General features: G+C 71.9%; 18 protein-coding genes and 4 pseudogenes. 6 read left to right on the top strand and 16 right to left on the bottom strand.

Features of this window, described 5'->3' with window-relative positions:
• Nucleotides 1-190: 190 nt before the first annotated feature.
• From mnhG to PZB75_RS25410, 6 genes and pseudogenes are all read right to left on the bottom strand, one after another.
• Complete coding sequence (gene mnhG, locus PZB75_RS25435) at nucleotides 191-592, bottom strand: monovalent cation/H(+) antiporter subunit G (RefSeq protein WP_275537618.1); 402 nt, start codon at nucleotides 590-592, stop codon at nucleotides 191-193.
• Between the two features lie 173 nt (nucleotides 593-765).
• Nucleotides 766-1047 (bottom strand): annotated as a pseudogene (locus tag PZB75_RS25430) (MrpF/PhaF family protein); the annotation flags it as partial.
• On the bottom strand, nucleotides 1044-1706 hold the full coding sequence (locus tag PZB75_RS25425; RefSeq protein WP_275537617.1) for a Na+/H+ antiporter subunit E: 663 nt from the start codon (nucleotides 1704-1706) through the stop codon (nucleotides 1044-1046). The gene PZB75_RS25425 and the pseudogene PZB75_RS25430, both read right to left, overlap by 4 nt.
• Nucleotides 1703-3358 (bottom strand): Na+/H+ antiporter subunit D, encoded by a 1656-nt coding sequence (locus tag PZB75_RS25420; RefSeq protein WP_275537616.1) that lies wholly within the window; start codon nucleotides 3356-3358, stop codon nucleotides 1703-1705. Before PZB75_RS25420 ends, PZB75_RS25425 begins: the two co-directional genes overlap by 4 nt.
• A gap of 518 nt (nucleotides 3359-3876) precedes the next feature.
• Nucleotides 3877-4434: pseudogene (locus PZB75_RS32085) on the bottom strand (Na(+)/H(+) antiporter subunit C); the annotation flags it as partial.
• Entirely contained in the window at nucleotides 4431-7322 is a 2892-nt protein-coding gene (locus tag PZB75_RS25410; protein ID WP_275537614.1) for a Na+/H+ antiporter subunit A, read from the bottom strand. The pseudogene PZB75_RS32085 and the gene PZB75_RS25410, both read right to left, overlap by 4 nt.
• Nucleotides 7323-8143: 821 nt before the next feature.
• Between PZB75_RS25410 and PZB75_RS25405 the strand changes: the two genes are divergently transcribed.
• The 6 genes from PZB75_RS25405 to PZB75_RS25380 all read left to right on the top strand — a co-directional run bounded on the left by PZB75_RS25405 (nucleotide 8144) and on the right by PZB75_RS25380 (nucleotide 14588).
• Entirely contained in the window at nucleotides 8144-11158 is a 3015-nt protein-coding gene (locus tag PZB75_RS25405) for a nitrate- and nitrite sensing domain-containing protein (protein ID WP_275537613.1), read from the top strand.
• Complete coding sequence (locus tag PZB75_RS25400; RefSeq protein WP_275537612.1) at nucleotides 11155-11592, top strand: roadblock/LC7 domain-containing protein; 438 nt, start codon at nucleotides 11155-11157, stop codon at nucleotides 11590-11592. The genes PZB75_RS25405 and PZB75_RS25400 overlap by 4 nt, the downstream gene beginning before the upstream one ends.
• Before the next feature lie 47 nt (nucleotides 11593-11639).
• Nucleotides 11640-11996 carry a DUF742 domain-containing protein gene (locus tag PZB75_RS25395; protein ID WP_275538859.1) on the top strand — a complete coding sequence of 119 codons (357 nt, stop codon included), beginning with the start codon at nucleotides 11640-11642 and terminating at the stop codon, nucleotides 11994-11996.
• Nucleotides 11997-12001: 5 nt separating this feature from the next.
• Nucleotides 12002-12571 carry an ATP/GTP-binding protein gene (locus PZB75_RS25390; protein WP_275537611.1) on the top strand — a complete coding sequence of 190 codons (570 nt, stop codon included), beginning with the start codon at nucleotides 12002-12004 and terminating at the stop codon, nucleotides 12569-12571.
• Nucleotides 12572-12647: 76 nt separating this feature from the next.
• A complete protein-coding gene (locus PZB75_RS25385) occupies nucleotides 12648-13781 on the top strand; it encodes an FAD-dependent monooxygenase (protein ID WP_275537610.1) in 1134 nt (377 codons plus the stop codon).
• Nucleotides 13782-14120: 339 nt separating this feature from the next.
• On the top strand, nucleotides 14121-14588 hold the full coding sequence (locus PZB75_RS25380) for an ATP-binding protein (RefSeq protein ID WP_275537609.1): 468 nt from the start codon (nucleotides 14121-14123) through the stop codon (nucleotides 14586-14588).
• 60 nt (nucleotides 14589-14648) lie between these two features.
• On the opposite strand, the gene argF is transcribed toward PZB75_RS25380, so the two are convergent.
• The 10 genes and pseudogenes from argF to PZB75_RS25330 all read right to left on the bottom strand — a co-directional run bounded on the left by argF (nucleotide 14649) and on the right by PZB75_RS25330 (nucleotide 24739).
• Nucleotides 14649-15683 (bottom strand): ornithine carbamoyltransferase, encoded by a 1035-nt coding sequence (argF, locus tag PZB75_RS25375; protein ID WP_275537608.1) that lies wholly within the window; start codon nucleotides 15681-15683, stop codon nucleotides 14649-14651.
• 213 nt (nucleotides 15684-15896) lie between these two features.
• On the bottom strand, nucleotides 15897-17129 hold the full coding sequence (locus tag PZB75_RS25370; RefSeq protein WP_275537607.1) for an arginine deiminase: 1233 nt from the start codon (nucleotides 17127-17129) through the stop codon (nucleotides 15897-15899).
• A gap of 169 nt (nucleotides 17130-17298) precedes the next feature.
• Nucleotides 17299-18639, bottom strand: a pseudogene (locus PZB75_RS25365) (AAA family ATPase); the annotation flags it as partial.
• Between the two features lie 133 nt (nucleotides 18640-18772).
• A pseudogene (locus PZB75_RS25360) lies at nucleotides 18773-19538 on the bottom strand (3' terminal RNA ribose 2'-O-methyltransferase Hen1); the annotation flags it as partial.
• Between the two features lie 250 nt (nucleotides 19539-19788).
• On the bottom strand, nucleotides 19789-20751 hold the full coding sequence (mmuM, locus tag PZB75_RS25355) for a homocysteine S-methyltransferase (RefSeq protein WP_275537606.1): 963 nt from the start codon (nucleotides 20749-20751) through the stop codon (nucleotides 19789-19791).
• A 15-nt stretch (nucleotides 20752-20766) separates the two neighbouring features.
• The gene (locus tag PZB75_RS25350; protein WP_275537605.1) at nucleotides 20767-21690 is read right to left on the bottom strand and encodes an LLM class F420-dependent oxidoreductase; all 924 of its coding nucleotides are present in this window, start codon (nucleotides 21688-21690) and stop codon (nucleotides 20767-20769) included.
• Nucleotides 21691-21975: 285 nt separating this feature from the next.
• Nucleotides 21976-22617: a DUF6099 family protein gene (locus PZB75_RS25345; protein WP_275537604.1), complete on the bottom strand. Its 642-nt coding sequence runs from the start codon at nucleotides 22615-22617 to the stop codon at nucleotides 21976-21978.
• A gap of 124 nt (nucleotides 22618-22741) precedes the next feature.
• A complete protein-coding gene (locus tag PZB75_RS25340) occupies nucleotides 22742-23101 on the bottom strand; it encodes a nucleotide pyrophosphohydrolase (protein ID WP_275537603.1) in 360 nt (119 codons plus the stop codon).
• A 2-nt stretch (nucleotides 23102-23103) separates the two neighbouring features.
• Nucleotides 23104-24285, bottom strand: a complete 1182-nt coding sequence (locus PZB75_RS25335; RefSeq protein WP_275537602.1) for an ATP-binding protein — start codon at nucleotides 24283-24285, stop codon at nucleotides 23104-23106.
• Between the two features lie 55 nt (nucleotides 24286-24340).
• The gene (locus PZB75_RS25330; RefSeq protein ID WP_275537601.1) at nucleotides 24341-24739 is read right to left on the bottom strand and encodes a cell division protein SepF; all 399 of its coding nucleotides are present in this window, start codon (nucleotides 24737-24739) and stop codon (nucleotides 24341-24343) included.
• Nucleotides 24740-24753 lie beyond the last annotated feature (14 nt).

The following is a 24753-nucleotide window of genomic DNA, read 5'->3' as shown; positions in this document are numbered from 1 at the left end:
CCGAGAACTGTCCTGTGATCCGCCGCGCCGCCGGTCCGGGGCCCGCGTCCGGTCGGCTGATGCCCGGCGCCCACGGGCTCCGAGTCTCCGGTCGTCGCGGACCGGCCGCCTCCGGGGCGGCCCCGCACGGGTGAGGAGGCCGCCCCGTCCGACGGCCCTCCGCCGACCCGCGCACCCGGGCGGCGCTCCGTCATTTCTCATCGGTGCCGGCTCTCGTCGGGGTCCGTTCTCGTCGGGGTCCGTTCTCGTCGGTCAGCTGTTCGTCCAGTTCGTCGAAGAGCAGATCGTGGTGATCGATCTGACCGGTGCGGTACGCGGACCGGGCGACGAGATGGGAGGCGACCGGACTGGTCATCAGCTGGAAGAAGCCGATGAGGGCGAGGGTCGCGAGGTCCATGCCGCTGCGCAGCCGCATGGCCACCCCGACGAGCACCAGCAGCATGCCGAGCGTCTGCGGTTTGGTCGCGGCGTGGCTGCGGGAGAGGACATCGGGCAGCCGCACCATGCCGATCACACCGAGCAGACAGATGGCCGCGCCGATGAAGATCAGCACCGCGCCCACGGTGTCGATGATCTGGAGCCAGACGCTCATGCCGGACCCTCCTTCGGTTCGGGTTCGGGTTCGGGTTCGGGGCCGGGACGGTCGGGGCCGGGACGGTCGGCATCGGGCCCGCTGGTCCCGGGCCCGCCCTCACGCGGCCCGTCCCCACGCGGCCCGCCCTCGCGCGCCCCTTCCGGGTCGGCCCTGCGGGACCCCCGGGGCGGCGGCCGGTCGCGTACGGCGATGAACCGAGCGATGCCCACCGAACCGGTGAACCCGAGGAACGCCAGCACGAGCATGATCGGGAAGTAGTACGGGTCCCGGGCCAGCGCGGACTTGGCGCCGAGACCCGCGATGATCAGGGCGGCGCACACGTCCAGGCTGATCGCCCGGTCCAGCATCGACGGCCCCTTCCAGATGCGGACGAGCAGCAGCGCGCCCGCGAGGACGACCAGCACGACCGCCCCGGTGAGCAGTACGTGATCGACGGTCTCCGGAACGCTCATGTGCTGTCCTCCCCCCCGCCGTCCTGGTGGCCACGGTCGCCGTGGTCCTCCCGCCGCCCGTCCGGGGGCGGCGCGGCGACACGGGCGATCTCGTCACTGGTGCCGAAGGCCCGTACCGTCAGCTCCTCCAGCCGCCGGACCGACCGGCGGGCGGTTTCCAGGGCGGCGGCGCTGTCGGCGTCGAGGACGTGCAGGAAGAGGGTGGCCGTGGCACGGCGTACCTCGATGACCGATCCGCCGGGGACGTTCGAGACGGCGACGGCGACGGCCGCGAGCATCAGGTCGGAGCGGCACCGCAGCGGCACGGCCATGACAGCCGCCTGGTGGGGATACCCGGCGAAGACCTGCCGGGTGACCCGCACCCCCGAGGTGTACATGTCCCAGGCCAGATATCCGGTGAGCCGCAGGATGCCCCAGGGGTGCAGCCGCAGCCCGAGGTCCACCTGGGGCAGCGGGAAGGCCAGGCAGACGGCCACCGACACGACGATGCCGGTGAGTACGTTGGCCCAGGTCAGCGTGGACCACAACAGCACCCAGATGAAGGTGAGCCAGGCGATCAGGGGCAGGTCGAGCACCCGGCGCCGCCGCCCGCCGCCGAACTGACAGCTGTACGGGGGCATGCCCTGGTTCCGGTAGGAGAAGGTGATGGGGCTCCTCATCGGCCGAGCACCGCCTCGATGTAGGGGGTACGGGCCAGGAGTTCGCCCGCGGAACGGTCGGTGAACGCGGTCAGCGGCCCCGCCAGCACGGTGAAGGCCAGACCGAGTGCGACGGCCGCCCCGGTGGCCGCCGTCATGGTCCGGGGCAGCCGGTTCGTGGTGGTCACGGAGCGGCCGGTGAGGGTGGCGGCCACGGCGCGGCCCGCCGGGCGGTGCCTGGGCGGGATCTCCTCGTCGCCGGTACCGGGCATCCTGTCCGCGCCCGGCTCCTCGTCGCCGTCGTCGCTGTCGTCGTCCGACTCCAGCACGGTGCCGGTCTCGGCCCGGTCGGGCGGTGCCGCCCGCCAGAACGCCAGGTTCCAGACCTTGGCCATCACGTACAGCGTGAGCAGGCTCGCCACCGCGGAGCCCGTGACCAGGAGCCACGCCCACACACCGCCGTCGGCGACACCGGCCCGCATCAGACCGAGCTTTCCGATGAACCCGGACAGCGGTGGGATACCGGCCAGGTTCATGGCCGGTACGAAGAAGAGGACGGCGAGCAGCGGGGCTGCCTTGGCGACTCCGCCGAGCCGGGTGAGCTCGGTGGTGCCGTCCCGGCGTTCGAGGAGGCCCGCCACCAGGAAGAGGGTCGTCTGGACGGTGATGTGGTGGACGACGTAGATGATCGCGCCCCCGTACGCCTCCCGGGTGGCGAGGCCGATCCCGAAGATCATGTAACCGATGTGGCTGATGAGGGTGAAGGACAGCAGGCGCTTCAGGTCGGTCTGGGCGACCGCGCCGAGGATGCCGATCAGCATCGAGGCCAGCGCGGCGGCCATCAGCAGATCGCCGAGCCGGTTGCCGGGGAAGAGCAGTGTCTCGGTACGGAGCATGCAGTAGACGCCGACCTTGGTGAGGAGCCCGGCGAAGACCGCGGTCACCGGGGCGGGCGCGGTCGGGTAGGAGTCGGGGAGCCAGGCCGCGAGCGGGAACACCGCGGCCTTGATGGCGAAGACGGTCAGCAGCATCGCCTGGATCAGCGTCTGCACGCCGAGCGGGAGTTCGTTCAACCGGGTGGCGAGCTGGGCGAAGTTGGCGGTGCCGGTGGCCGCGTACGTCATGGCGATGGCGGTCAGGAACAGCATCGACGAGAAGAGCGAGATGATCACGTAGGTGGAGCCCGCGCGGACACGTGGGCCGGTGCCACCGAGGGTGAGCAGCACGAAACTCGCGACGAGCATGATCTCGAAGCCGACGAACAGGTTGACCAGGTCGCCCGAGAGGAAGGTGCAGGAGACTCCGGCGACCAGGATGAGGTACGCCGGGTGGAAGATCGCCACCGGGGTCTCCTCGTCCCGGTCGGCCATGCCCTGGCCCAGGGAGTAGACCAGCACGCAGAGGGTGATGGCCGAGGAGATGGTCAGCATCAGCCCGGACAGCCGGTCGGCGACCAGGGTGATGCCCAGCGGCGGGGCGAAGTCGCCCAGGTGGACGGTGAGCGGGCCGTGCCGGTCGGCCCCGATCATCAGGGTGACCGAGAGTCCCAGCACGGCTGTGAGCACGGCGACGCTGATGAAGCGCTGGAAGCGCTTGAGGCGGGTGCCGAAGGCCAGGCTGAGACCGGTGGCGCAGAGTGGCAGCAGCACCGGCAGCGGGACGAGGGCGTTCACCTGGTGTCTCCTCGGTTGTCGCTGTCGGTGTCGGTGTCCTCGTCGGTACTGGTCTCGGTACCCCTGTCCTCTTCGGTCCCGGTACCCGTGACCTCGTCCGTCCCGGTATCGGTGTCCTCGTCGGAGTCGGTACTGGTGTCCGGGCCGGTGTCTCTCCCTGTGTCGGTGTCCGGGCCCGTGTCGGTGTCCGAGCCGGCTTCGGTGTCGGTATCGGGCGCGGCCGGTGGGTCCGTCGGATGCGCACCGCCCGACCGGTTCTCGGCGCCGTTCCCGGTGTCGTCCCGGGAGGCGTCCTCCGTTCGGCCCGCGTCCTCGCGTGCGCCCTCCGTGAGGTCCCGGTCCGTCTCCTGCTCCCGTTCCTGGTCGGGGTCGGGCCCGGCCTCGGCCTCGCGCCCGGTGTCCCCGGACACATCCGTATCCGTATCCGTAACCCTGTCCCCGTCCCTCTCCCCGTGCCTGTCCGTGTCCGTGTCCGTTCGCCCGTTCCCGCTCCTCGCGGCTTCGGCCGCCGCCCGCTCGTAGTCCTCCGGGTCCGCCCCGAGCACGTCGTGCCAGAGGTTCCCCGAGGCGTCCCGTCCGCGTGCCTGGAAGGCGCGGTCCGCGCGGAGCCTGGCGCGGAGGCGGTGGCGTTCGCGCCGGTAGCGGGCACGCTGCTTCTCCGTGACGTCGGACTCGGAGCGGTACTGCTCGCGCAGTTCGTCCCGCTCGTCCCGTACCTCCGAACGCAGCACGATGCGCCGGTCCTCCAGGTCGTCATGGACCTCGTCGGTGCCGGTCAGCTGGTGGCTGCGATAGGCCATGGCGAGCAGGAACGCCGTGGTGGCCAGGGTGATGACGATCGCCGTGAGCGTGATGGCCTGCGGCAGCGGGTCGGTGATCTTCCGGAGCGGTACGCCGGGGTAGAGCAGCGGCGCCTCCCCCGCGACGCCCGTGGCGGCGAGGAGGAGCAGGTTGATGCCGTTGCTCGCGATCACCGCGCCGAGGAGGATGCGGGTGAGTGGCCGGGTGAGCATCAGGATGCCGCCGACCGCGCAGAGCACGGTGGCCGTGGCGAGGAGCGAGGCGCTGACCGTCATGAGCGTCCGCCTCCCGGGGCGGAGGCGAGTTCGGCCGCCGCCCGTTCGATCTGCCGGTCGACCTTGGCGCCCAGCGCCCGGACGATGTCCAGGACCACGCCGAGGACCAGCAGATAGACACCGAAGTCGAAGATGACCGGGGTGCCGAGGTGGTAGTCGCCGATCACCGGCAGATGTCCGTGGAAGGTCCAGGCGTGGAGGACCGTTCCGTCGACGAGGCCGAGCAGGGCGACACCGGTCGAGACGGTCAGGCCGAGGCCGGTGAAGAGCCCCGGCTGGAGCGGTGCGGCCTCGGCGAGCTCGAACCGGCCGCCCGCCAGATACCGGGTGATCAGGGCGACGCCCGCGACGAGCCCGGCCACGAAACCGCCGCCCGGCAGGTTCTCCGCGCAGAACAGCAGATAGAGCGAGAGCACCAGGATCGGGTGGAAGATCAGCCGGGCGACCACCTCGAAGACGACCGACCGGTGTTCGGGGGCGAGCGTCGAGCCGGCCGCGAGCCAGCTGCGCTCGGGCGCTCCCTCGTCGCCCTGCGGCCCGCCGCTCGCCCCGGGGGCGGTGAGCGACCAGGCCGTCCGGCCGCCGGGCTGTTCCCGCAGGGTGGTTCCGTCGCTGCGGCGGTGCAGATAGATCAGGCTGGTCACCCCGATCGCCGCGGCGGCCAGCACCGCGGACTCCCCCATGGTGTCCCAGGCGCGCAGGTCGACCAGGATGGTGGCGACGACGTCCTTGAGGCCGTGGTGCCGGACCTCGTCGACCATGGCCGCACCCGCCGGATCGGCCGTGCGGGCGGCGGCGGAGACCCACACGACCACGCCGAGGGTGGTCGCAGCGGCCAGCGCCACCGGCACCCGCGTGGCCCGCCGCCAGGTGCTGACGGACTCCTGGAAGTGCACCGGCATCCGGCGCAGCACCAGCACGAACACGATCATCGAGACCGTCTCGACGCAGAACTGGGTGAGCGCCAGGTCCGGGGCGCCCTGCACGACGAACAGCAGAGCGGCCCCGTAACCCGTCAGTCCGGCCAGCACGACGGCCTTCATCCGGCGGCTGACGGTCAGACAGCACAGCGCCGCGGCGCAGGTGAGCGCGGCCACCGCGCCCTGGAGCGGCGCGTCCCACAGGCGCGGCGCCGCCGCTCCGTGCCAGGGCCGGTCGTTGCCGAGCACCGCCAGTTGCCCGCCCAGCATCACCAGCAGGCTGGTGGCGAGGTACACGGAGAGCGAGCCGCGCTGGACGAAACCGGTGATCTGGAGCGCGACCCGCTCCAGACCGAGCAGCAGATGACCGAAGACCCGGTCTGCGGTCGGCCAGGCGATCCGCCGCGACAGCCGGATCACGGTGGCCCGCCCGGCGAAGAGGACCGCGCCGCCCGCCCACGCCAGGGCCGAAAGGAGCAGGGCGGGGCCGAGACCGTGCCAGAGCGCCAGGTGGTACGGGTGCTCCGAGGCCGGGAAGGAGTCGGCGTACGTGCTCAGCAGCCGGTCGGTCAGTCCGACGCCGGGGCCCAGCGCGAGCCCGCAGACGGCCAGCAGGGCCGGGGGTGCGAGGAACGCCGGGCCGACGCAGTGCGTCGGGGTGTTCTCGACGCCGGGTTTCCGGGCGAAGGCGCCCCAGACGAACCGGGCGGTGTACGCGACGGTCAGGGCCGAACCCACCACGGTGGCGGCGAGCGTCCACCGGTCGGCGAGATCCCCGTGCAGCAGCGCCTCGAAGGCGGCCTCCTTCGCCACGAAGCCGAGCAGCGGGGGCAGTGCGGCCATGGAGGCGGCGGCGGTCACCGCGACCGCGCACACCCACGGCAGTGCCCGGCCGACGCCGGAGAGACGGCGCAGGTCCCGGGTGCCGGTGGCGTGGTCGACGATGCCGGTGACGAGGAACAGCGGGGCCTTGAAGAGGGCGTGCCCCAGGATCATGACGGCTGCGGCGAGGGCGGCGTCCCGGTTGCCCGCGCCCGCGAGGACGGTGATGAAGCCGAGCTGGCTGACGGTGCCGTAGGCGAGGACGAGCTTGAGGTCGTTTAGGCGCAGCGCCCGCCAGCCGCCGAGCAGCATGGTCGCGGCGCCGAGCACGAGGACGACGGGACGCCAGACGGGGACGTCGGCGAAGCCGGGGCCGAGCCTGGCCAGCAGATAGACGCCCGCCTTGACCATGGCCGCGGCGTGCAGATAGGCGCTGACGGGGGTCGGCGCGGCCATCGCGTTCGGGAGCCAGAGGCTGAACGGCCAGATCGCCGACTTCGACAGGGCCCCGCACAGCACGAGCACCAGGGCGACCGACACGGCGGCGGTCGCCTCGGGCGGATCGCTGACGATCGCGGAGACGCGGTAGGTCCCGGCGGCCTGACCGATGATCAGGAAGCCGACGAGCATGGCGAGGCCGCCGAGGGTGGTGACGACGAGCGCCTGGAGCGCGGATCTGCGGTTCTGTTTCTGCTCGCTGCCGTGCCCGATCAGCAGGTACGAGAAGACGGTGGTCAGTTCCCAGAAGACGTAGAGCAGGATCAGGTCGTCGGCCAGGACGAGGGCGAGCATGGCGCCCGCGAAGGCGAGCAGGTTCCCGGCGAACCGGGCCAGCTGCGGGGTCCCGTCGGTGAAGTACGAGGCGCAGTAGAGCATGACGAGGGTGCCGACGCCCGCCGCGAGCAGCACCATGAGCTCGGCGAGCGCGTCCAGGCGCAGGTCGACGGAGACGCCGTACGCCGGCATCCACCGCCATGACCAGGTGAGGGCCGAGCCGGACGCCGCGCTGCCCCACTGGGTGACCGCCCAGACGGTGGTGGCGGCCGGTGGCAGCGCGAGCACGACGAAGGCACGCCTGCCGAGCCGCCGGACGAGCGGGCCCGCGAAGGCGGCGAGGACGAAGTGGCAGAGGACGAGCGCGGTCATACGGCTCCGACGCCTGTCCCGGCGGGAAACGGGCGGAGCGTCCTGGTCGGAGCCGGAGCGAATCCCCCGGCCGGGGCCGGACTCCCGGCCGGAGCGGACCTGCCGGACCTGCCGGCCGGGGCCCGGGTCGTCGTCCCGGCCCGGGCCGTCGTCCCGGCCGGGGCCGGAACAGGCGCCCCCGGCCTGGCGAGGACAGCGCGAATGATGGGCACCGAATACAGATATATCGCCCGAACCGATTCACCCGTCCGGCGCGCCGCGCGGGGGTGTGCCGCTCGCTCCGCCCGTGTCGTACCGCTCACCCGCATCGCCCCGCCCCTCGCACCGTTCCTCGCGTCGTTCCGTCCCGGGTTCGCCCCCGGGACCGGTCACCGGGCACAGCCGGTCGGTCGACCGGTCGGCCGGTCGACCGCAGAGGGGCGCGTGCCCCGTCCGGGGGGCGGTCACACGGAGCGATCCGGGTCGGATCGCCCGGGCCGGTCGACCGGGCGGTGGAGTCTCCGGCACCGACCCCGTCCGCCGACCCGTTCGCTGCCCCGGTCACGGCACCTCACCGCACGCCGGACGTCGAATACCCGACCGGGGCGAGTACGGCAAGGCGGCTCGCCGGGGCGAGTTGTGCCCTTATGGGGAGGAACAGGTGTGGAGTCCTTGCGGGTGACCGGTGTTGTGCGCCTGGGCCCGCTTTCGATCTCTATTTGCAGTGTGACTAATATCTATCTGTCGAAGTTCTAAACGGATTTGATCAGTCGTGAGACTGGCACCACGTCAAGGAGCATGCCCTGCGCACGCGCGCGTCACGGCGGACCGACTCGACCAAAATGTCGCTGCGGACAGCCCTGCTCGTACTGGCCATCGTCCCCGGTGTCGCACTGGCAGCCCTCTGGGCAGTCACCAGTGGTCAGACTCTGCTCGACTTCCAACGCCAGGCAGCCCAGGGACAGTTGGCCCAGCAAGCCGGCCAACCGTCCAACATCGTGTATTACAACCTGCAGGAGGAGCGCCGCCTCAGCGCGGACGCTCTCGCCCGCCCCGGAGGCACCACCGAAGAGCTGGACAAGCAGCGCGCGCTCACGGACGAGGCGATCAAGACCTTCCAGTCGCTCTCCGGCGTCACCGCGGACGACGCCCCGTCGGAGGTGAAGGACGCGGTCAGTCAGGCCCGCGACGCGATCAACCAACTCCCCGCGCAGCGCACCCTGGTGGACGAGGGTGACAACAAGCAGCAGCAAGCGGTGTACCGCTACTACACCGACCTGATCGCCGTCGACCTCAAGCTGTTCACGGCGCTCAGCCACGTCGACAACGGCAAGGTGACGACCCTCTCCCAGCCGCTCGTCGACCTGTTCTGGACCAAGGAGATGATCTCCCGCACGGACGCGCTCATGGCCCGTGGCTGGTCCAAGGGCGAGCTGAGCACCGACGACCTCCAGGAGATCCGGCAGGCCGTCTCGGGGCAGTCGTTCCAGTACTCCACGAAGGTCGTCCCCTACCTCCCTTCCGACGAGAAGGCGATGTGGGAGGAGATCGTCAACGGTCCGGCGTGGAAGGCGAAGACGAAGGCGGAGGAGAAGGTCCTGCGCCCGGTCGAGCCCGACTCGTCGGGCTTCGTCCCGGTCGGCGTGAAGCAGGAGACCTGGCGCACGGCGATGGACCAGCTCACCCCCCAGCTCGTGAAGCTGCTGGAGCACCGCACCGACCTGGTCGTGGAGAACGGCAAGGGAAGCGTCATCTCCCTGCTGCTCAAGATGGTGCTGACCACCGTGGTCGGCCTGGTCGCGGTCATCGCCGTCATCCTGACGACCTGGCGCCTCACCCGTAACCTCCGCCGGCGCATCCGCCGTCTCCAGGAGCGGGCCGAGGAGCTGGAGAAGACCCTCCCCGACGTCGTCGAACGGCTCGGCCAGGGCGAACGGATCGACGTCGCGGCCGAGGCCCGCGCGATCGAGAGCGACAAGCGGGGCGGCAAGGCCGACGAGCTGACCCAGCTCGGCGACGCGCTGAACCTGGCGCGCACCAGCGCCCTCCAGGCCGCGGTCAAGCAGGCCGACCAGCACCGCGGCTTCGAACGGCTGCTCCAGCGCATCGCGCGCCGCACCCAGCAGCTGATCGGTCAGCAGCTGAAGAAGCTGGACGAGCTGGAGCGCAAGCACGAGGACCCCGAGGTCCTCGACGGCCTCTTCGACCTGGACCACCTCACCGCCCGTCTGCGGCGGTACGAGGAGAACCTGGTGATCCTGTCCGGTGGCTCACCGCACCGGAAGTGGCGCAAGCCGGTCCCGCTGCTCGACGTGATGCGCTCCGCCCAGGGCGAGGTGCAGGACTACCGCCGGGTGGTGCTCGACCTGGACGGCGCCCCCTGGCTGTCGGAACGGGCCGTCGGTCCCGTCTCCCACGTGCTCGCCGAGCTGATCGAGAACGCGCTCACGTTCTCCAGGCCGCCGAGCCCGGTCGAGGTGCGGGCCGCCAAGGTGAGCCGCGGTCTGGCCATCGAGGTCGAGGACCGCGGGCTCGGGATGGAGGAGGACCAGCTGGCCGAGGCCAACGAGCTGATGAGCCGCCCGCCCCGGATGGACGTGCTCGCGCACTCCGAGGACATCCGTCTCGGTCTGTACGTGATCGCCCGCCTCGCGGACCAGTACGGTCTGCGCGTCGAGTTCCGGCAGTCGGCCTTCGGCGGCACCAGGGTCGTCGTGCTCGTCCCCGACGAGCTGACTGTTCCCGAACCGCACGGGCGCCCGGTGGCCGTCCCGGCGATGGCCGCGGCGGACACGTCGTCGGCCGGTGGGCCGTCGCGCTCCGGGCCCAGGTCCGGCAAGGCGTCCGGCGGCTCCGCGCCCTCGGAGCCGGGCGAGCTGCCCACCCGCGTCCAGGGACAGGCGCTGGCCGACGTCACCACGCTGATCCAGCCCGACCGTTCGTCCCAGCAGCAGTCCTCGTCGCAGCGGTCCACGGCGACGTACACCGCGCCGGACCAGCCGTACCAGGAGTCCGACCGGTCGTACCAGGAACCGGACCAGGCATACCGGGAGCCGGACCGGCCGTACCAGCAGCAGGAGCCGGACCAGCGCTACCCCGCCTCCGACGACGGCCCGTACCCGGCGGCCGGGGACGCGTACAGCCGTTCCGAGGACACGTACGCCGACTCCGGGGCCTCGTACCACGGCCGGCAGGAGGACCCGTACGCCACCTCCGAGACCCCGTACGCGACCGCCGACGGTCCGTACGCCGACCAGGAGCAGCCGTACATGACAGCTGAGGGCCAGTACCCGGTACCGGAGCGGCCGTACCTGACGTCCCAGGGCCAGTACCCCGGGTCCGAGGAGACGTTCCCCGGCTCCGACAGTCCGTACACGTCGTCGGAGCCGTACAACGAGCCGTACACCGGGTCCTATCCGGTGGCGGCCGACGACGACCGGCCGTCCTACGGGCCTCCGGCCTCGTTCGGTTCCGCGCCGCGCTACGAGGAGCCCGCCCACGCGCACGCCCCGCAGCCGTCGCTGGAGGTGGCCGGACACCCGGGCCGGGCCGAACTGGAGAGCGCGGCGGACCGGTCCACGGTCCCCGGGTCCGGCGGGGAGCCCCCGCTCCCGCGCCGGGTCAGGCAGGCCAGCCTCGCGGACGAGCTCCGGCTCGACCCGGCCGCCACCCGGTCGGCCGCGCCCAGGCCGCCCAGCTGGGAGGAGAACCCGCTGCTGCGACCGGCCCCCCGCCGGGCCGGAGCCGCGATCGGGGCCTTCCAGCGCAGGTCCCGCGCCGCACGGGCGTCCGAGGAGCCGACCGCGCCGTCCGACCCGCCCGCATCCCCCCTCCCTACGAGAGAAGAACGGTCATGACACGCACAACCGCCACCCACCAGGATCTCGACTGGCTGCTCGACGGTCTGGTGGACTCGGTGGCCGAGACCCTGAACGCCGTCCTGCTGTCCGACGACGGTCTGGTGGTGAGCCATTCGCGGTCCGTCGACCGGTCCAACGCCGAGCGGCTGGCCGCCATCTGCACCGGGCAGCAGTCCCTCGCCCGTGGTGTCGGTCAGTTGTTCAACGGCGGTGGCGTCCACCAGGTGATCGTCGAGCTGGCCGATCTCTGGCTGTTCATCATCTCGGCGGGACAGGGCACCCACCTGGCCGTGGTCGCCTCCCAGGAGGTGGACGCCGAGGTCATGTCGCTGGCCATGCACAACCTCGTCCAGCAGGTCGGCCAGAAGCTGAGCACCCCGGTGCGTGGCGAATTCGACGCCTTCGGTACCGGGGACGGGCCGCGGGCGTGACCCCCTACTGGGACGAGGAGGACGGTGAGGAGGACGGAGCGGGCACCATGGTCCGCCCGTACACCATCACCCGGGGCCGGACCGCTCCCGAGCGGGACGACTTCTCCCTCATCACCGTGCTGACGACCACACAGGACCCCAGGGACGAACACGGCATGCCGCTCCTGGCCGGCCGGCTCCAGCCGGAGCACCGGCACATCCTGGAACGCTGCCGCCGCCCGGCCGCCGTGGCCGAGGTCTCGGCCGACCTCGACCTGCCGGTCTCGGTGACCAAGATCCTGCTGGCGGATCTGGTCTCCCAGGGACTGCTGCTGGCCCGTGCCCCGCTGTCGGTGGCACGGGCATCGGGCGGGGCCGACATGGGCCTGCTGACCGCCGTTCGTGACGGACTCCGGAGACTCTGAGCAAGATGACAAGCAGTCAGGCGGCGCCTGCCGCCGTCAAGATCCTCATCGCCGGAGGTTTCGGCGTGGGAAAGACCACCCTGGTGGGAGCCGTCAGCGAGGTCGCGCCCCTGCGCACCGAGGAGTACCTGACCAAGGCCAGCATCGGCGTGGACGATCTGGCCGGCGTGGGCCAGAAGGACACCACCACCGTCGCACTCGACTTCGGGCGCATCTCGGTCAGCAGTGAGCTGGTGGTCTACCTCTTCGGCACCCCCGGCCAGGAACGCTTCTGGTTCATGTGGAACGACCTGGTCAACGGGGCGCTGGGGGGTGTGGTGATCGCCGACACCCGCCGACTGGACACGAGTTTCGCCTCGATCGACTTCTTCGAGAGCCGGGACATCCCCTTCGTGGTCGCGATCAACTGCTTCCACGGCCACAACACCCGCTCCACCGACGAGATCAGGGCCGCCCTCGATCTCGATCCGCACGTCCCGCTGCTGATCGGCGACGTCCGCGACCGGCCGTTCGGCCGTGACGTACTGCTCGCCCTGGTGGACCACCTGATGAGCCTGCCGGTGGCGGCCGGCTGACGGCTCCGGCCGCGCACTCCCGTACACCTCCCTCACCACTGCTCATCCCTGACCGTTCGCCCTGGAGATATCTGAGATGGCAACACCCCTGCGCGTCCTCGTACACGGCGGTGGCATCGGCGGACTCACCCTCGCCGTCGCCCTGGCCCGGCGCGGCCACACCGTCGAGGTCGCCGAGCTCCGCGACGAGCTGGACGCCCTCGGCGTCGGCATCATCCAGCCGTCCAACGCCCTGCACGTGATGCGGGAGATCGGCCTGCTCGACGACTGCCTCAAGGCGGGCTTCGAGTGGGAGGTCCTGACGATCGCCGACCCGACGGGCGCCACGATCGCCGAGATCCCGCAGCCCCGGATGGGCGACGCCCCCTCCAACAACGGCATCCCGCGCCCCGCGCTCGCCAAGGTGCTCGGCGCCGCCGCCACGGCGGCCGGGGTGACGATCCGGTTCGGCTCCACCATCAGCGAGCTGACCGACGACGGCTCCGGCGTGGACGTGACGCTCTCCGACGGCTCCACCGGCCGCTGGGACCTGGTGGTCGGCTTCGACGGCATCGGTTCGCCGCTGCGCGGCCGGCTGTACGGGGACCGGTTCGCCCCCGAGTACACGGGCTTCGCCAACTGGCGGGTGACCGTACCGCGTCAGCCCCGCGTCCAGGGCGTGGTGATGAGCACCGCGGGCCCGACCGCGAAGGCACTGCTCACCCCGATCACGCGGGACCTGATGTACCTGGGCGCCGTGTTCGCGGAGCGCGAGGACTTCCGGCCCGACCCGGAGCGCGCCCACGAACAGCTCACCGAGCGCCTCTCCGCGTTCTCCGGACCGGTCGCCGAGGCCCTGGGCGCCATCCCGGGACCGGAGGCCGTGGTGTACTCGCGGATCTCCCAGGTGACGGTCGAGGAGCCGTGGCACGTCGGCCGGGTCGTACTGGCCGGTGACGCCGCGCACGCCAGCACCCCGCACATCGCGCAGGGCGCGGCCATGGCGGTCGAGGACGCGCTGGTGCTCGCCGAGTCGCTGGACTCCGAGGACCAGGTGCCCGCCGCGCTGGCCGCCTGGGAGGCCCGCCGCCGCCCGCGGGCGATGTGGGTGCAGCGGATGTCGCGCGCCGTGCTCAAGCAGGAGACCGGTACGCCCACCACGCCCGAGGAGGACGAGCTGCTGAAGATCGGCATCCCGGGCTCGGCCCACGTGCTGGTCAAGGCGTACTGAACCCGGCCGGTCCGGCGCCGCCGCCCGCCGCCGGACCACGCCGGCCGCGTCACCGCCGGACCCCGTCCCCCGACAGGCCCGGTCGCCCTCACCGGCGGCCGGGCCTGTGTGCTGGGACGCGTACCGCGTACCCCGACGGGGGCGGTCCCTTCCGTGGCCGCTCTCCGCGGCCCGGCTCCGTCACTCGTACGTGTCTCGACCCGCGCATCCCGGGTAGGCGGGACGTGGGGCCGTAGTGGCGAAGGTCCCATTCGTACCGGTCGACCGCCTCTTGCCCGGGTCGTCGCGCTTCGTAAGGTTGAGAACCAGGAAGTCCTGCACTCCGGAACGGAACCCGCCTTGCCGCCCGACGTCCCCATTCCCTCCTCCTGGCGTATCGCACTGCCGCACTCCACGGCGGCCGTGCCCGTCGCCCGTGCCCTCATCCGTACCGCGCTGGCGGACATCGACGCCCCTGCCGACTGCGACACCGCCGAACTCCTCACCGCGGAACTGGTCGCCAACGCCGTCGAGCACACCGAGAGCGACCAGCCCATCGAGCTGGTGGTGGAGCTGCTGCCCACCGGCTGCCAGGTGGAGGTCCACGACCGCGACCCGGCGCCGCCGGGCGACCTCTCGCGTCCCGGGCCGGGCAGCGAGCCGGACCCCTGGCAGGAGCACGGCCGCGGGCTGCTGCTGATCCGGACGCTCAGCTCCGCCTGTGGTCACCGCACCACGGAGCACGGCAAGGCCGTGTGGTTCACCCTGCCCGCACCGCACTCCGCCCCGGGCCCGGCCGGTTCCGGGACCCCGGACGACGAGAACTGACGGGCGGGGTCACGCACCGCTGCCCACCGCTCGCCGCCCACGCTCGCCGCCCTCCGCTCGTCATTCGCTCCCGGCGAGCGTCGCCACGAGGACGGCCTTGATCGTGTGCATCCGGTTCTCGGCCTCGTCGAAGACGATCGAGTGCGCGGACTCGAAGACCTCGTCGGTCACTTCCAGCTCGGTCAGACCGTGCTCGGCGTGGATCTCCCGGGCGACCTTCGTGCCGAGGTCGTGGAAGGCCGGCAGGCAGTGCAGGAACTTCACCTCGGGGTTGCCGGTGGCGCGCAGGACGTCCATCGTCACGGCGTACGGCCCGAGGGCCTTGATCCGCTCGCCCCAGACCTCCTTCGGTTCGCCCATCGAGACCCAGACGTCGGTGGCGACGAAATCGGCTCCCCTGACCCCTTCGGCGATGTCCTCGGTGAGCGTGACGACCGCGCCGCTCTTCTCGGCCAGTTCACGGGCCCGCGCGACGACGTCGGCCGACGGCCAGTAGGTCTTCGGCGCGACGATCCGGACGTCCATGCCCAGCAGCGCTCCGGTGACGAGGTAGGAGTTGCCCATGTTGAACCGGGCGTCGCCGAGGTAGGCGAAGGCGATCGCCTCGCCACCCCCACCGCCGTTCCCCCTGCCGAGGTGCTTGTCGCAGTGCTCGGTCATGGTGAGGACGTCGGCGAGCATCTGAGTGGGGTGCCAGTCGTCGGTCAGTCCGTTGAAGACGGGCACGCCGCCGTACGCGGCCAGCTCCTCGACGGCCGCCTGGCTGTCCCCGCGGTACTCGATCCCGTCGAACATGCGGCCGAGGACGCGTGCGGTGTCCTTGACCGACTCCTTGTGCCCCATCTGGGAGCCGGAGGGGTCGAGGTACGTGGTGGACGCGCCCTGGTCCGCGGCGGCGACCTCGAAGGCGCAGCGCGTGCGGGTGGACGTCTTCTCGAAGATCAGGGCGATGTTCCTGCCGCGCAGCCGCTGGACTTCGGTGCCCGCCTTCTTGGCGGCCTTGAGCCGGGCGGCCAGCTCGATCAGGCCGCGGAACTCCTCGGCCGTGAAGTCCAGCTCCTTGAGGAAGTGGCGGCCTGCGAGGTCTATGGCCATGGTGGCTGCTCCTGGGTCGACAGGTGGCGGATACGTAGATCCTGGAAGTCTATACGAGTCACTGCATCGCTATACAGGGGTTCCCGGGTTCCGCCGTCCGCCGCCGCCCGGGGTCTCCGTCCGGATCAGGCGGGATCAGGGAACGGGGTGAGCTTGGTGAGCGGGGCCGACGGGTGGGGGGTGTCACACCGAGTCGCGTCACACCAGGTCGCGTCACACCGGATCGCGCTCCACCGGGCAGCTCATGCAGCGCGGGCCGCCCCGGCCCCGGCCGAGTTCGCTGCCCCGGATCTCGATGACCTCGATGCCCTGCTTGCGCAGATGGGTGTTGGTGGTGGCGTTGCGTTCGTACGCGATGACGACGCCCGGTTCGACGGCGAGGACGTTGCAGCCGTCGTCCCACTGCTCCCGCTCGGCCGCGTGGACGTCCTGGGTGGCGGTGAGGACCCGGATCGAGTCCCTGCCGAGGGCGGCGGCGATGGCCCGGTGCATGTGCTCGGGCGGATGGTCGGTGACCTTCAGCTCGCGGGGGCCGGTGCCCGGTTCGATGGTGTACGAGCGCAGCATCCCGAGGCCCGCGTACTGCGTGAAGGTGCCGCGGTCGACCATCGTCATCACGGTGTCCAGATGCATGAAGGCCCGGCGCTTCGGCATGTCCAGCGCCACGATGGTCCGGGCCGACCCCGCGTCGAACAGCCCCCTGGCCAGCATCTCCACCGCCTGCGGGGTGGTGCGCTCGCTCATCCCGATCAGGACCGCGCCCTCGCCGATGACCAGCACGTCACCGCCCTCGATGGTGGACGGGTAGTCGTCCTGCCCCTCCGACCAGTGGTGGAAGACGCCCGCGTCGGAACCGGTGAACAGCGGGTGGTGCCGGTAGATCGCCTCGAAGTGGACGGTCTCGCGCTGCCGGGCCGGCCAGCGCATGGCGTTGATGGACACCCCGTCGTAGATCCAGGCCGAGGTGTCCCGGGTGAAGAGGTGGTTCGGCAACGGGTCGAGCAGGAAGTCGTCCGGGTTCATCACATGGAAGCGGACGGAGGTCGGCTCCGCGTGCCGGTCCAGGAACTCCCGCTTGGTCATCCCGCCGACCAGCGCCTCGGTCAGCTCGGCGGCCGGCAGCTCCTCGAAGACGGCCCGCAGGTGCTCGGTGGCGAGCGGACCGTACTCCTTCTCCTCGAAGACCCGGTCGAGGACCAGCCGTCTGGCCACCGGGATCTCCAGCGACTCGCGCAGCAGGTCGCCGAAGAGGTGCACCCGCACGCCACGCCCGCGCAGCACCTCGGCGAAGCCGTCGTGCTCCTCCTGGGCGCGGCGCACCCACAGCACGTCGTCGAAGAGGAGCGTGTGCTTGTTGCTGGGGGTGAGCCGCTTCAGCTCAAGATCGGGGCGGTGCAGGATGACGCGGCGCAGCCGCCCGGTCTCGGAGTCGACATGGAATCCCATGCCCCCATCCTCACCTCGGGAAGCGCCCTTCACCCGGCGGGACACCCTCGGATTCCGCGTACGGCCGTCGCGGACAGGGTGCGCGACGGCCGTACGCGGTGAGAGCCGATCGAAGGCGAGAGCCGATCAGAGGTGGGGGCCGTCAGCGGCGGGAATCTCAGAGGCGGGGGTCGAGCGGGCGGTCCTCCCGGCCGCCGGGCGCCTCCGTCCGCAGGGGCCGGACCGGCTCGCACCAGACCCGCTCGGCCGGTACGTCGACCAGTTCGCGTTCCGGCCAGCGCAGCGCGGTCATCCGGCCGCCGAAGACCGCTCCGGTGTCCAGACAGATGGTGTTGTTGACCCAGGAGGTGCTGGGCACGGGGGTGTGGCCGTGGACGACGGTGGCCCGGCCCCGGTACTCCTCGGCCCACGGGTGGCGGACGGGCAGCCCGAACTCGTCGGTCTCGCCGGTCGTCTTCCCGTACAGCGCGTGCGCACGGACCCGCCCCGAGGTGCGTCCGTGGTACTTCTCGGGCAGTCCGGCGTGGCAGACGACCAGCCTGCCGCCGTCCAGGACGTAGTGGCTGACGAGCCCATCGATGAACTCCCGCACCCGCTCCCGGAACGTCGGGTCCTCGGCGTCCACGCGCTCCAGCTGCTCGATGGTCTCGGCGAGTCCGTGAGTGGGCTGGACCTTGCGGCCCTTGAGGTACCTGCCGAGCTTGTGCTCGTGGTTGCCGGCGACGCACAGTGCGTTCCCCGCCGAGACCATGCCCATCACGCGGCGCAGCACGGCGGGGCTGTCGGGGCCGCGGTCGACGAGGTCGCCGACGAAGACGGCCGTACGCCCCTCGGGGTGTGCCCCGTCCGCATATCCGAGCGCGCCGAGCAGGGTCTCCAGCTCGGAGGCGCACCCATGGATGTCGCCGATGATGTCGAAGGGGCCGGTGAGGTGCCGCAGATCGTTGTAGCGGCGTTCCAGCACCACTTCGGCCGTGTCCGCCTCCTCCTCGCCGCGGAGAACGTGCACCTTGCCGAAGCCCTCGCGTTCCAGCCCGCGCAGCGAGCGGCGCAGTTCCCCGCGGTGGCGCTGGATGACGTGGCGCGGTATGTCGGCCCGGTCGGGGCGGGCCGCGTTGCGCGCCGCGCAGACCTCTTCGGGCAGGTCGAGGACGATGGCGATGGGCAGCACGTCGTGCTCACGGGCCAGCCGCACCAGCTGCTTGCGGCTCTCGGTCTGGACGTTGGTGGCGTCGACGACGGTCAGCCGTCCGGCGGCGAGCCGCTTGCCCGCGATGTGGTGAAGGACGTCGAAGGCGTCGCGGTCGGCGCTCCGGTCGTTCTCGTCGTCGGCGACCAGGCCCCGGCAGAAGTCCGAGGAGATGATCTCGGTGGGCTTGAAGTGGCGCCGGGCGAAGGTGGACTTGCCGGAACCGCTGGCCCCGATCAGGACGACGAGGGAGAGGTCGGTCACCGGGAGCGTGCGCGCGCGGCGGCCGTCCGCACCGTCACCGACGCGGTCGTCGCCGATGCCGTCTTCACGGACGCCGTCGGCACCGGCGTTGTCGGCACCGACGCCGGTGTCGCCGTGCTGGGTGTTCGTGTCGTTGTCGGTGCTGCTCACGCGGCCCTCGCCTCCTTCTTCCGGTCGTTCTCCGGGGTCATGCGAGCCGCGCCAGTTCGAGCCGCCGCACCGCCTCCCGGGTCGGCCCCCGGCGCCCGGGACCCACAGCGGCTGGTGATCAGCTTCAGCTCGGGGTGCTCGGCCAGCCGGTCCTCACCGGCCCGGAGGAGTTTGTCCACCTCGTCGGGCGCCACCCAGTAGTGCTTGGCGTCGTCGAGCACCGGCAGAAGGACGTACAGCTGCCGCACCGCGTCCGCGAGCCGCACCTCGCCCTCCAGCACGAGCCGTACGCAACGCGAGTCGCCCCACTCGGGGAACCGCTCGTCGAGCCGTACGCGCTCGGCGTCCACCCTCGTCCAGCCGAGCGGCCCGAACAGCTTCCGCACCAGCTCGGCGCCGCCGCGTGCCGACAGGGCGGGCACCTCGATGCGCAGCGGGATGGGCGAGCGCGCCCGCTCGGGCAACGCGTGGCAGACGCCGTTCAGCGCGGACCTGAAGACCGTGGACACCGCGCCGGACAGCAACGAGGAGGAAGCGTACGGGCGGTCGTTGACGTACCGCGCGAGCACCGCGTCGGGTGCGCCGCCCCGCCCCTTGCCCTTGCCGCGCCGCACCAGCGCCTCGGGGTCCACCTCCAGCAGCAGCGCCGCCGTGCAGTGCTCGGCCGACGCCTCGGGATAGAAGACGTGCGCGGTGCCGTGGGACGTGGAGAACCTCTGCGCCTTCTCGGGGTGCTTGTGCAGCAGACGGCCGAGATCGGTGGCGGGACGCTCCGGGGTGCCGGTCGTACTGATCGTCAGGAACACCCGCCGAGTATCGTCCGAACAACTCCCTTCTCACCAGGCATTTTCACCATCTCCGGGAGACAGGCCCCGGCGACAGGGTCCCTGCCCGGGGTTCACCGCTTCGCGCCGCCTGCCCGGTCCTCGCATGCCCCGGTCCTTTCGTGCCCCGGTCCTTTCGTGCCCCGGCCCTTCGTGCTCCGGCCCTTCGTGCTCCGGCCCTTCGTGCCGCCGGTCCACGCGCGCCATGGTTCTCGGCGTCGCTGGCTCCGCGTCACTGGCTCCGCGTCACGACGCCCCGCTCCGGAGGACGCGTCGCGCCCGCCGGGCCGCCCGGGGCGTCGAGCAGTGCGGCCAGCTCCGCGACGCGGTCGGGGCCGACCCGGCAGCAGCCGCCGACCAGCCGGGCGCCGGCCGCTCGCCAGGCCCGCACCCGTCCCGGCTCGAAGGTGCTCTCCCCCACCCAGCCCCGGCCGCCCGCCTCCCAGCGCTCCCCGCTGTTCGGGTAGACGACGACGGGCCCGCCCGTCACCTCCGCCGCGACCTCCACGGCACGGTCCGCCTCCGCCGGGGCGCAGCAGTTCACACCGGCCGCGATCACCAGGTCGTGCCCCGTGACCAGGCCGAACGCGGTGTCGAGCCGCTGGCCCGCCCGGGTCCGGCCGTCCGCCACGGTGTACGAGAGCCAGACCGGCAGCCCGTACTCCTCGGCCACCCGCAGCAACGCCTCCGCCTCGTCGACGTCAGGCACCGTCTCCAGCGCCAGCACATCCGGGCCGGCCGCGACCAGCGCCTCGATCCGGGGCCGGTGGAAGCGCTCCAGCTCCCGCACCGAGAGCCCGTACCGGCCCCGGTATTCGCTGCCGTCCGCGAGCAGCGCCCCGTACGGCCCGACCGAAGCCGCGACCCATACCTCGTGGTCCGTCGCCGCACCGGCCCGCCGCGCCAGCCGCACGCTGCGGCCGAACAGCCGCGCCGCCTCCGCCGGACCGGTCCCACGACGCGCGAAGCCCTCGAACGTCGCCTGGTAGCTCGCCGTGATGAGCACCCGCGCACCCGCCCGCGCATAGGCCGCGTGGGCCGCCTCGATCTGCCGGGGATCGTCGGCCAGCAGACGCGCCGACCAGAGGGCGTCGGTCAGCTCGCAGCCCTGGTCCTCCAGTTGGTTGGAGAGCCCGCCGTCGAGCAGCACGGGCCCCGCCGCGAGCGCCGCCGCCAGCGGCCGGTCCGGACGCACCGCTGCTCCGGTCCGTCAGCTCAGCTGGGACTGGACCTGCGACGAGATCAGCTCCAGATGGTCGAGATCGTGGAGGTCGAGGACCTGGAGGTAGATCCGGGACGCCCCGATGGCGCCGAACTGCCCGATCCGGTCCACCACTTCGGCCGGTGATCCGGCCAGCCCGTTCGCCTTCAGCTCGGCCACGTCCCTCCCGATGGCCGCGGCCCTGCGTGCCACCTCGGCGTCGTCCTTGCCGACACAGACCACCAGGGCGCTGGAGTACACCAGGTCGTCCTCGGCCCGTCCGGCCTTCTTCGCCGCCTCGCGCACCCGGCCGAACTGCTTCTCGCTGTCCTCCAACGACGCGAACGGGATGTTGAACTCGTCCGCGTACCGCGCGGCCAGCCTCGGGGTACGGACCGCGCCGTGGCCGCCGATCAGCACCGGAACCTTCGTCTGGGCGGGCTTGGGGAGCGCCGGGCAGTCGGTGAGCTGGTAGTACGTACCGTCGTAGCTGAAGGTCTCGCCGACCTCGGTCGCCCACAGACCGGTCACGATGGCCAGCTGCTCCTCCAGCCGGCCGAACTTCTCCTTCGGGAACGGAATGCCGTACGCCTTGTGCTCCTCCTCGAACCAGCCCGCTCCGAGGCCCAGTTCGACGCGGCCACCCGACATCTGGTCGACCTGCGCGACCTGGATGGCGAGCACGCCCGGAAGCCGGAAGGTGCCTGCCGTCATGAGCGTCCCGAGCCTGATCCGCTTGGTCTCGCGCGCCAGCCCCGCCAGGGTGATCCAGGCGTCGGTCGGGCCCGGCAGGCCGTCTCCCGCGCCCATCCGGAGATAGTGGTCCGAACGGTAGAAGGCGTCGAACCCCAGGTCCTCGGTGGCCTTGGCGACGGTGAGCAGGGTGTCGTAGCTCGCCCCTTGCTGGGGCTCGGTGAAGATTCGAAGATCCATGCGTCCATCCTGCACCTTCCGTGGCCGGACGCCCATCCGGCCATGACCGCCGGAGACGGATGACGTCGGTCGCGCCGACCGCGCCGACCGCGCCGGACACACCGGACACACGGCTCGGCATGAGAGCGGCGCGCCCGGTGATCACAGCAGTCATGGTGATCACGACAATCGCCATGTCCGCCGAGCTCACCGCGCTCACCACGCCCACTGCGGCCTCAGCGGCCATGCCGGCCGCGGCTGCGATGGCGGCCACGGTCGGCACGGCGGCCACGACGCTCATGACCGTCATGACGCCCCCGTCCCAGGAGCGGAGTCCGACCCACCGCGCACCGCACCCGGCCCGGCACCTGAGCTTCCCGCGCCGCCGGGCCGACCGGCCTCCTCCCCGCCGCCAGGGTCAGGTCCGGCTCGCGGCAGCCCTCCGCCACGCGCCTGATCCCGGTCCCGTACGCGGTTCCTCTCCCGGTCCCGGTCGCGCCCCCGGTCCCGTTCGGCCAGGCGCCGGAGCATTCCGTGCACCCGGTCCATCGATTCGTCGGCGGCGTCGATCGCCTCGATCGACTGCCAGTAGTACCCCTCCTCGTCCGTGGCGCAGGCCACTGCGACCAGCGCGGTCCCGACCTCCCCCAGCAGTTCCCCGAGCGCCGTGAGCGTCGCCCGGGGGTCGGCGACCTCCGAGAGCTGGGCGGCCCTCGCTCCACCCGGCCCGACCACCGGGTGGTCCAAGGACCCGCCGCCGCCCCGTCCACCGGTCTCGTCGAGGCCGAACGCCTCGCCCCGCAGCTCCGGCGGCCCGCACAACGCCAGCCGGCCGCCGATCGCCTGGGCGAGCGCCTGCGCCTGCCATGCCTCCGTCAGGGTCTCCAGGGCTCCCCGGCAATCCGCCAGAGCGCGTCGGCTCACCCCGACAAGCCGCTCCGCTTCCATACGTCACCCCCGTCCGTACGACAAACCGTTCACCTCATCCATTACCCACAGTGAGGTAGCCGGTACCGAAAGACCAGGGGAATTCGGGAATCTGTGGACACCCGAAGAGTTGTGAACAAGCCGGTCACTCCGAAGAGTGACCGATCTGGGGTTCAGAGCGGGCCGGGATCGGGAAACGCCCCTCATTCCGCTCGATCTTCGCCGCCAGCGCGGCCAGCGCATCGATGCCCAGCACCTCGCAGAACTGGAGCAGATACGCGAGTACGTCCGCGACCTCGTCCTCCACCCGGTGCGCCGATTCCCCGTCCTCCATCACCCGCACCGACTCATCGGGCGTCAGCCACTGGAAGATCTCAAGGAGTTCGGATGCCTCGACGCTCAGCGCCACGGCCAGGTTCTTCGGGGTGTGGAAGGGTTCCCAGTCCCGGGCCGCCGCGAAGGCGGCCAGCCGCCGCTGGAGTGTTCTCACATCAAGTTCTGTCACGCTCATAGGTCTACCACCGTCACTCCGGCGGTCTCACGGGCCCACCCGGCCGTCGTCCCGCCGACCGTTCCGACCAGTCGGATGTGACCGTCCCCGCAGATGGTGGCGGCGAGCGCCAGCAGCTCCCGGACCTGCCGTCCGTCCAGGTCGCGGTCGAGCCCGTCGGCCAGCACGGTGAGCGTCTGCCAGGCCGCCGGGACCTCCACGGCGTTGTCCATGGCCAGCACGTTCGGCCCCGTCAGCAGCACCAGCGCGAGCGCCAGATACCTCAGCTCGCCGTCGCCGAGGTGTCCCAGGGGCGTGGCCCGGCCGTCGTCACGGCCGACCAGTGCCCGCAGTCTGCCGTCCACCAGTTGTTCGACGGTCAGCGCGGACACCGGTCCCGCGCAGCCCGCGCGGGCCGTCGCCACCAGCCGGGCGTGCCGTCGCGCGCACTGGCCGTGGGTCCGGTTCAGGACGTCGGCCAGGTTCTCGCAGTCCCGGCGCAACCGTCCCTCCCCGGCCGGCACGGGTGCCCGCATCAGACGTGGTACGGGATCGCAGGCGAAGACCGATCGCAGGGCCACCACGGTCTGTTCGGCCGCCGCCAGCACCCGTAACTGCCCCTCCGTCCGGCCCGCGACCCGCAGCGGGACCAGGGCCGTGCCGAGCAGGTCGTCCGGCAGCGGCGCACGCGTCACCGGCACCGTGCCCGCCGTGTGCCAGGCGGCCTGGACCGTGGAGCGCGCCGGATCACGCAGCGCGGTGGTCAGCAGCGTCTCGCCGCCCCCGGTCAGCCGTTCGCCGACGATGCGGAGCCGGGGCGTCGTCTGCACCGCGACGTCGAGCCTGACCGGTCCGGCCGGGCCGTCCACGGTGCAGCCGATCCGGAAGCCGCGCCGCCCCTGCGCGTCGAGCCCGGCCCGCTCCGGCACACACCGCAGCGGGTCGGGGAACACCTCCTCCAGCGGTTCCCCCGCGCCGAGCGCGGCCAGTGCCTCGTAGGCCGCCAGCGCGGTGGACTTTCCGCTGCCGCTGGCCCCCGCGAAGAGGGTCAGCGGGCCGAGCGGGAAGACGGCTGCGCGGTGCGTGGCGAACGCGGAGAGCCGCAGCTCGGTCACGACGGGCCGGGCGGCGGGCGGCGCGGTCCGGGGGTGCGAGGGGGCCGCCCCGGAAGGCGTGGACGTGCTGGGGAGTGCGGTCATGTGCGGACCGTACGCACCCCCGTGCCCGGCGAACCGTTCCCTCTGGGAGACCTTCCTACGATCGGGGTACGGCCGTCGCCTCGGCTCCCTCGACCTCCATGCCGACCGGCGCGAGCAGGAACACGTTCCGGTCGACCCGGTGCATCCCGCTGCCTAGTCCGAAGACCACACCGCTGCTGAAGTCCAGGATGCGCTTGGCGACGTCGGACTCCGCGCTCGTCAGGTCGAGCAGGACCGGGATCTGCGCGACCAGGTACTCGGCCACCTCCCGGGCGTCCGCGAAGACCTGGACCCGCAGCACGACGAGCCGCCGCTGGTCCACCGCGTCGCGGTCGTCGGGGACCGCCCGGTGGTCGACCCTGGACGGCCATTCGTTGCGGCCGCGCAGCGGTACGACCTGGGCGAGCCCTTCCCACTGTTCGTCGGTGGCGTCGTACCTGTCGTACCTGCTCACTGCGCCACCCCGTC

The organism is Streptomyces sp. AM 4-1-1, from assembly GCF_029167625.1.
Lineage (GTDB): Bacteria > Actinomycetota > Actinomycetes > Streptomycetales > Streptomycetaceae > Streptomyces.
Note: the sequence above shows the minus strand (reverse complement) of the source record. Positions and strands in the feature narration are given on the sequence as shown.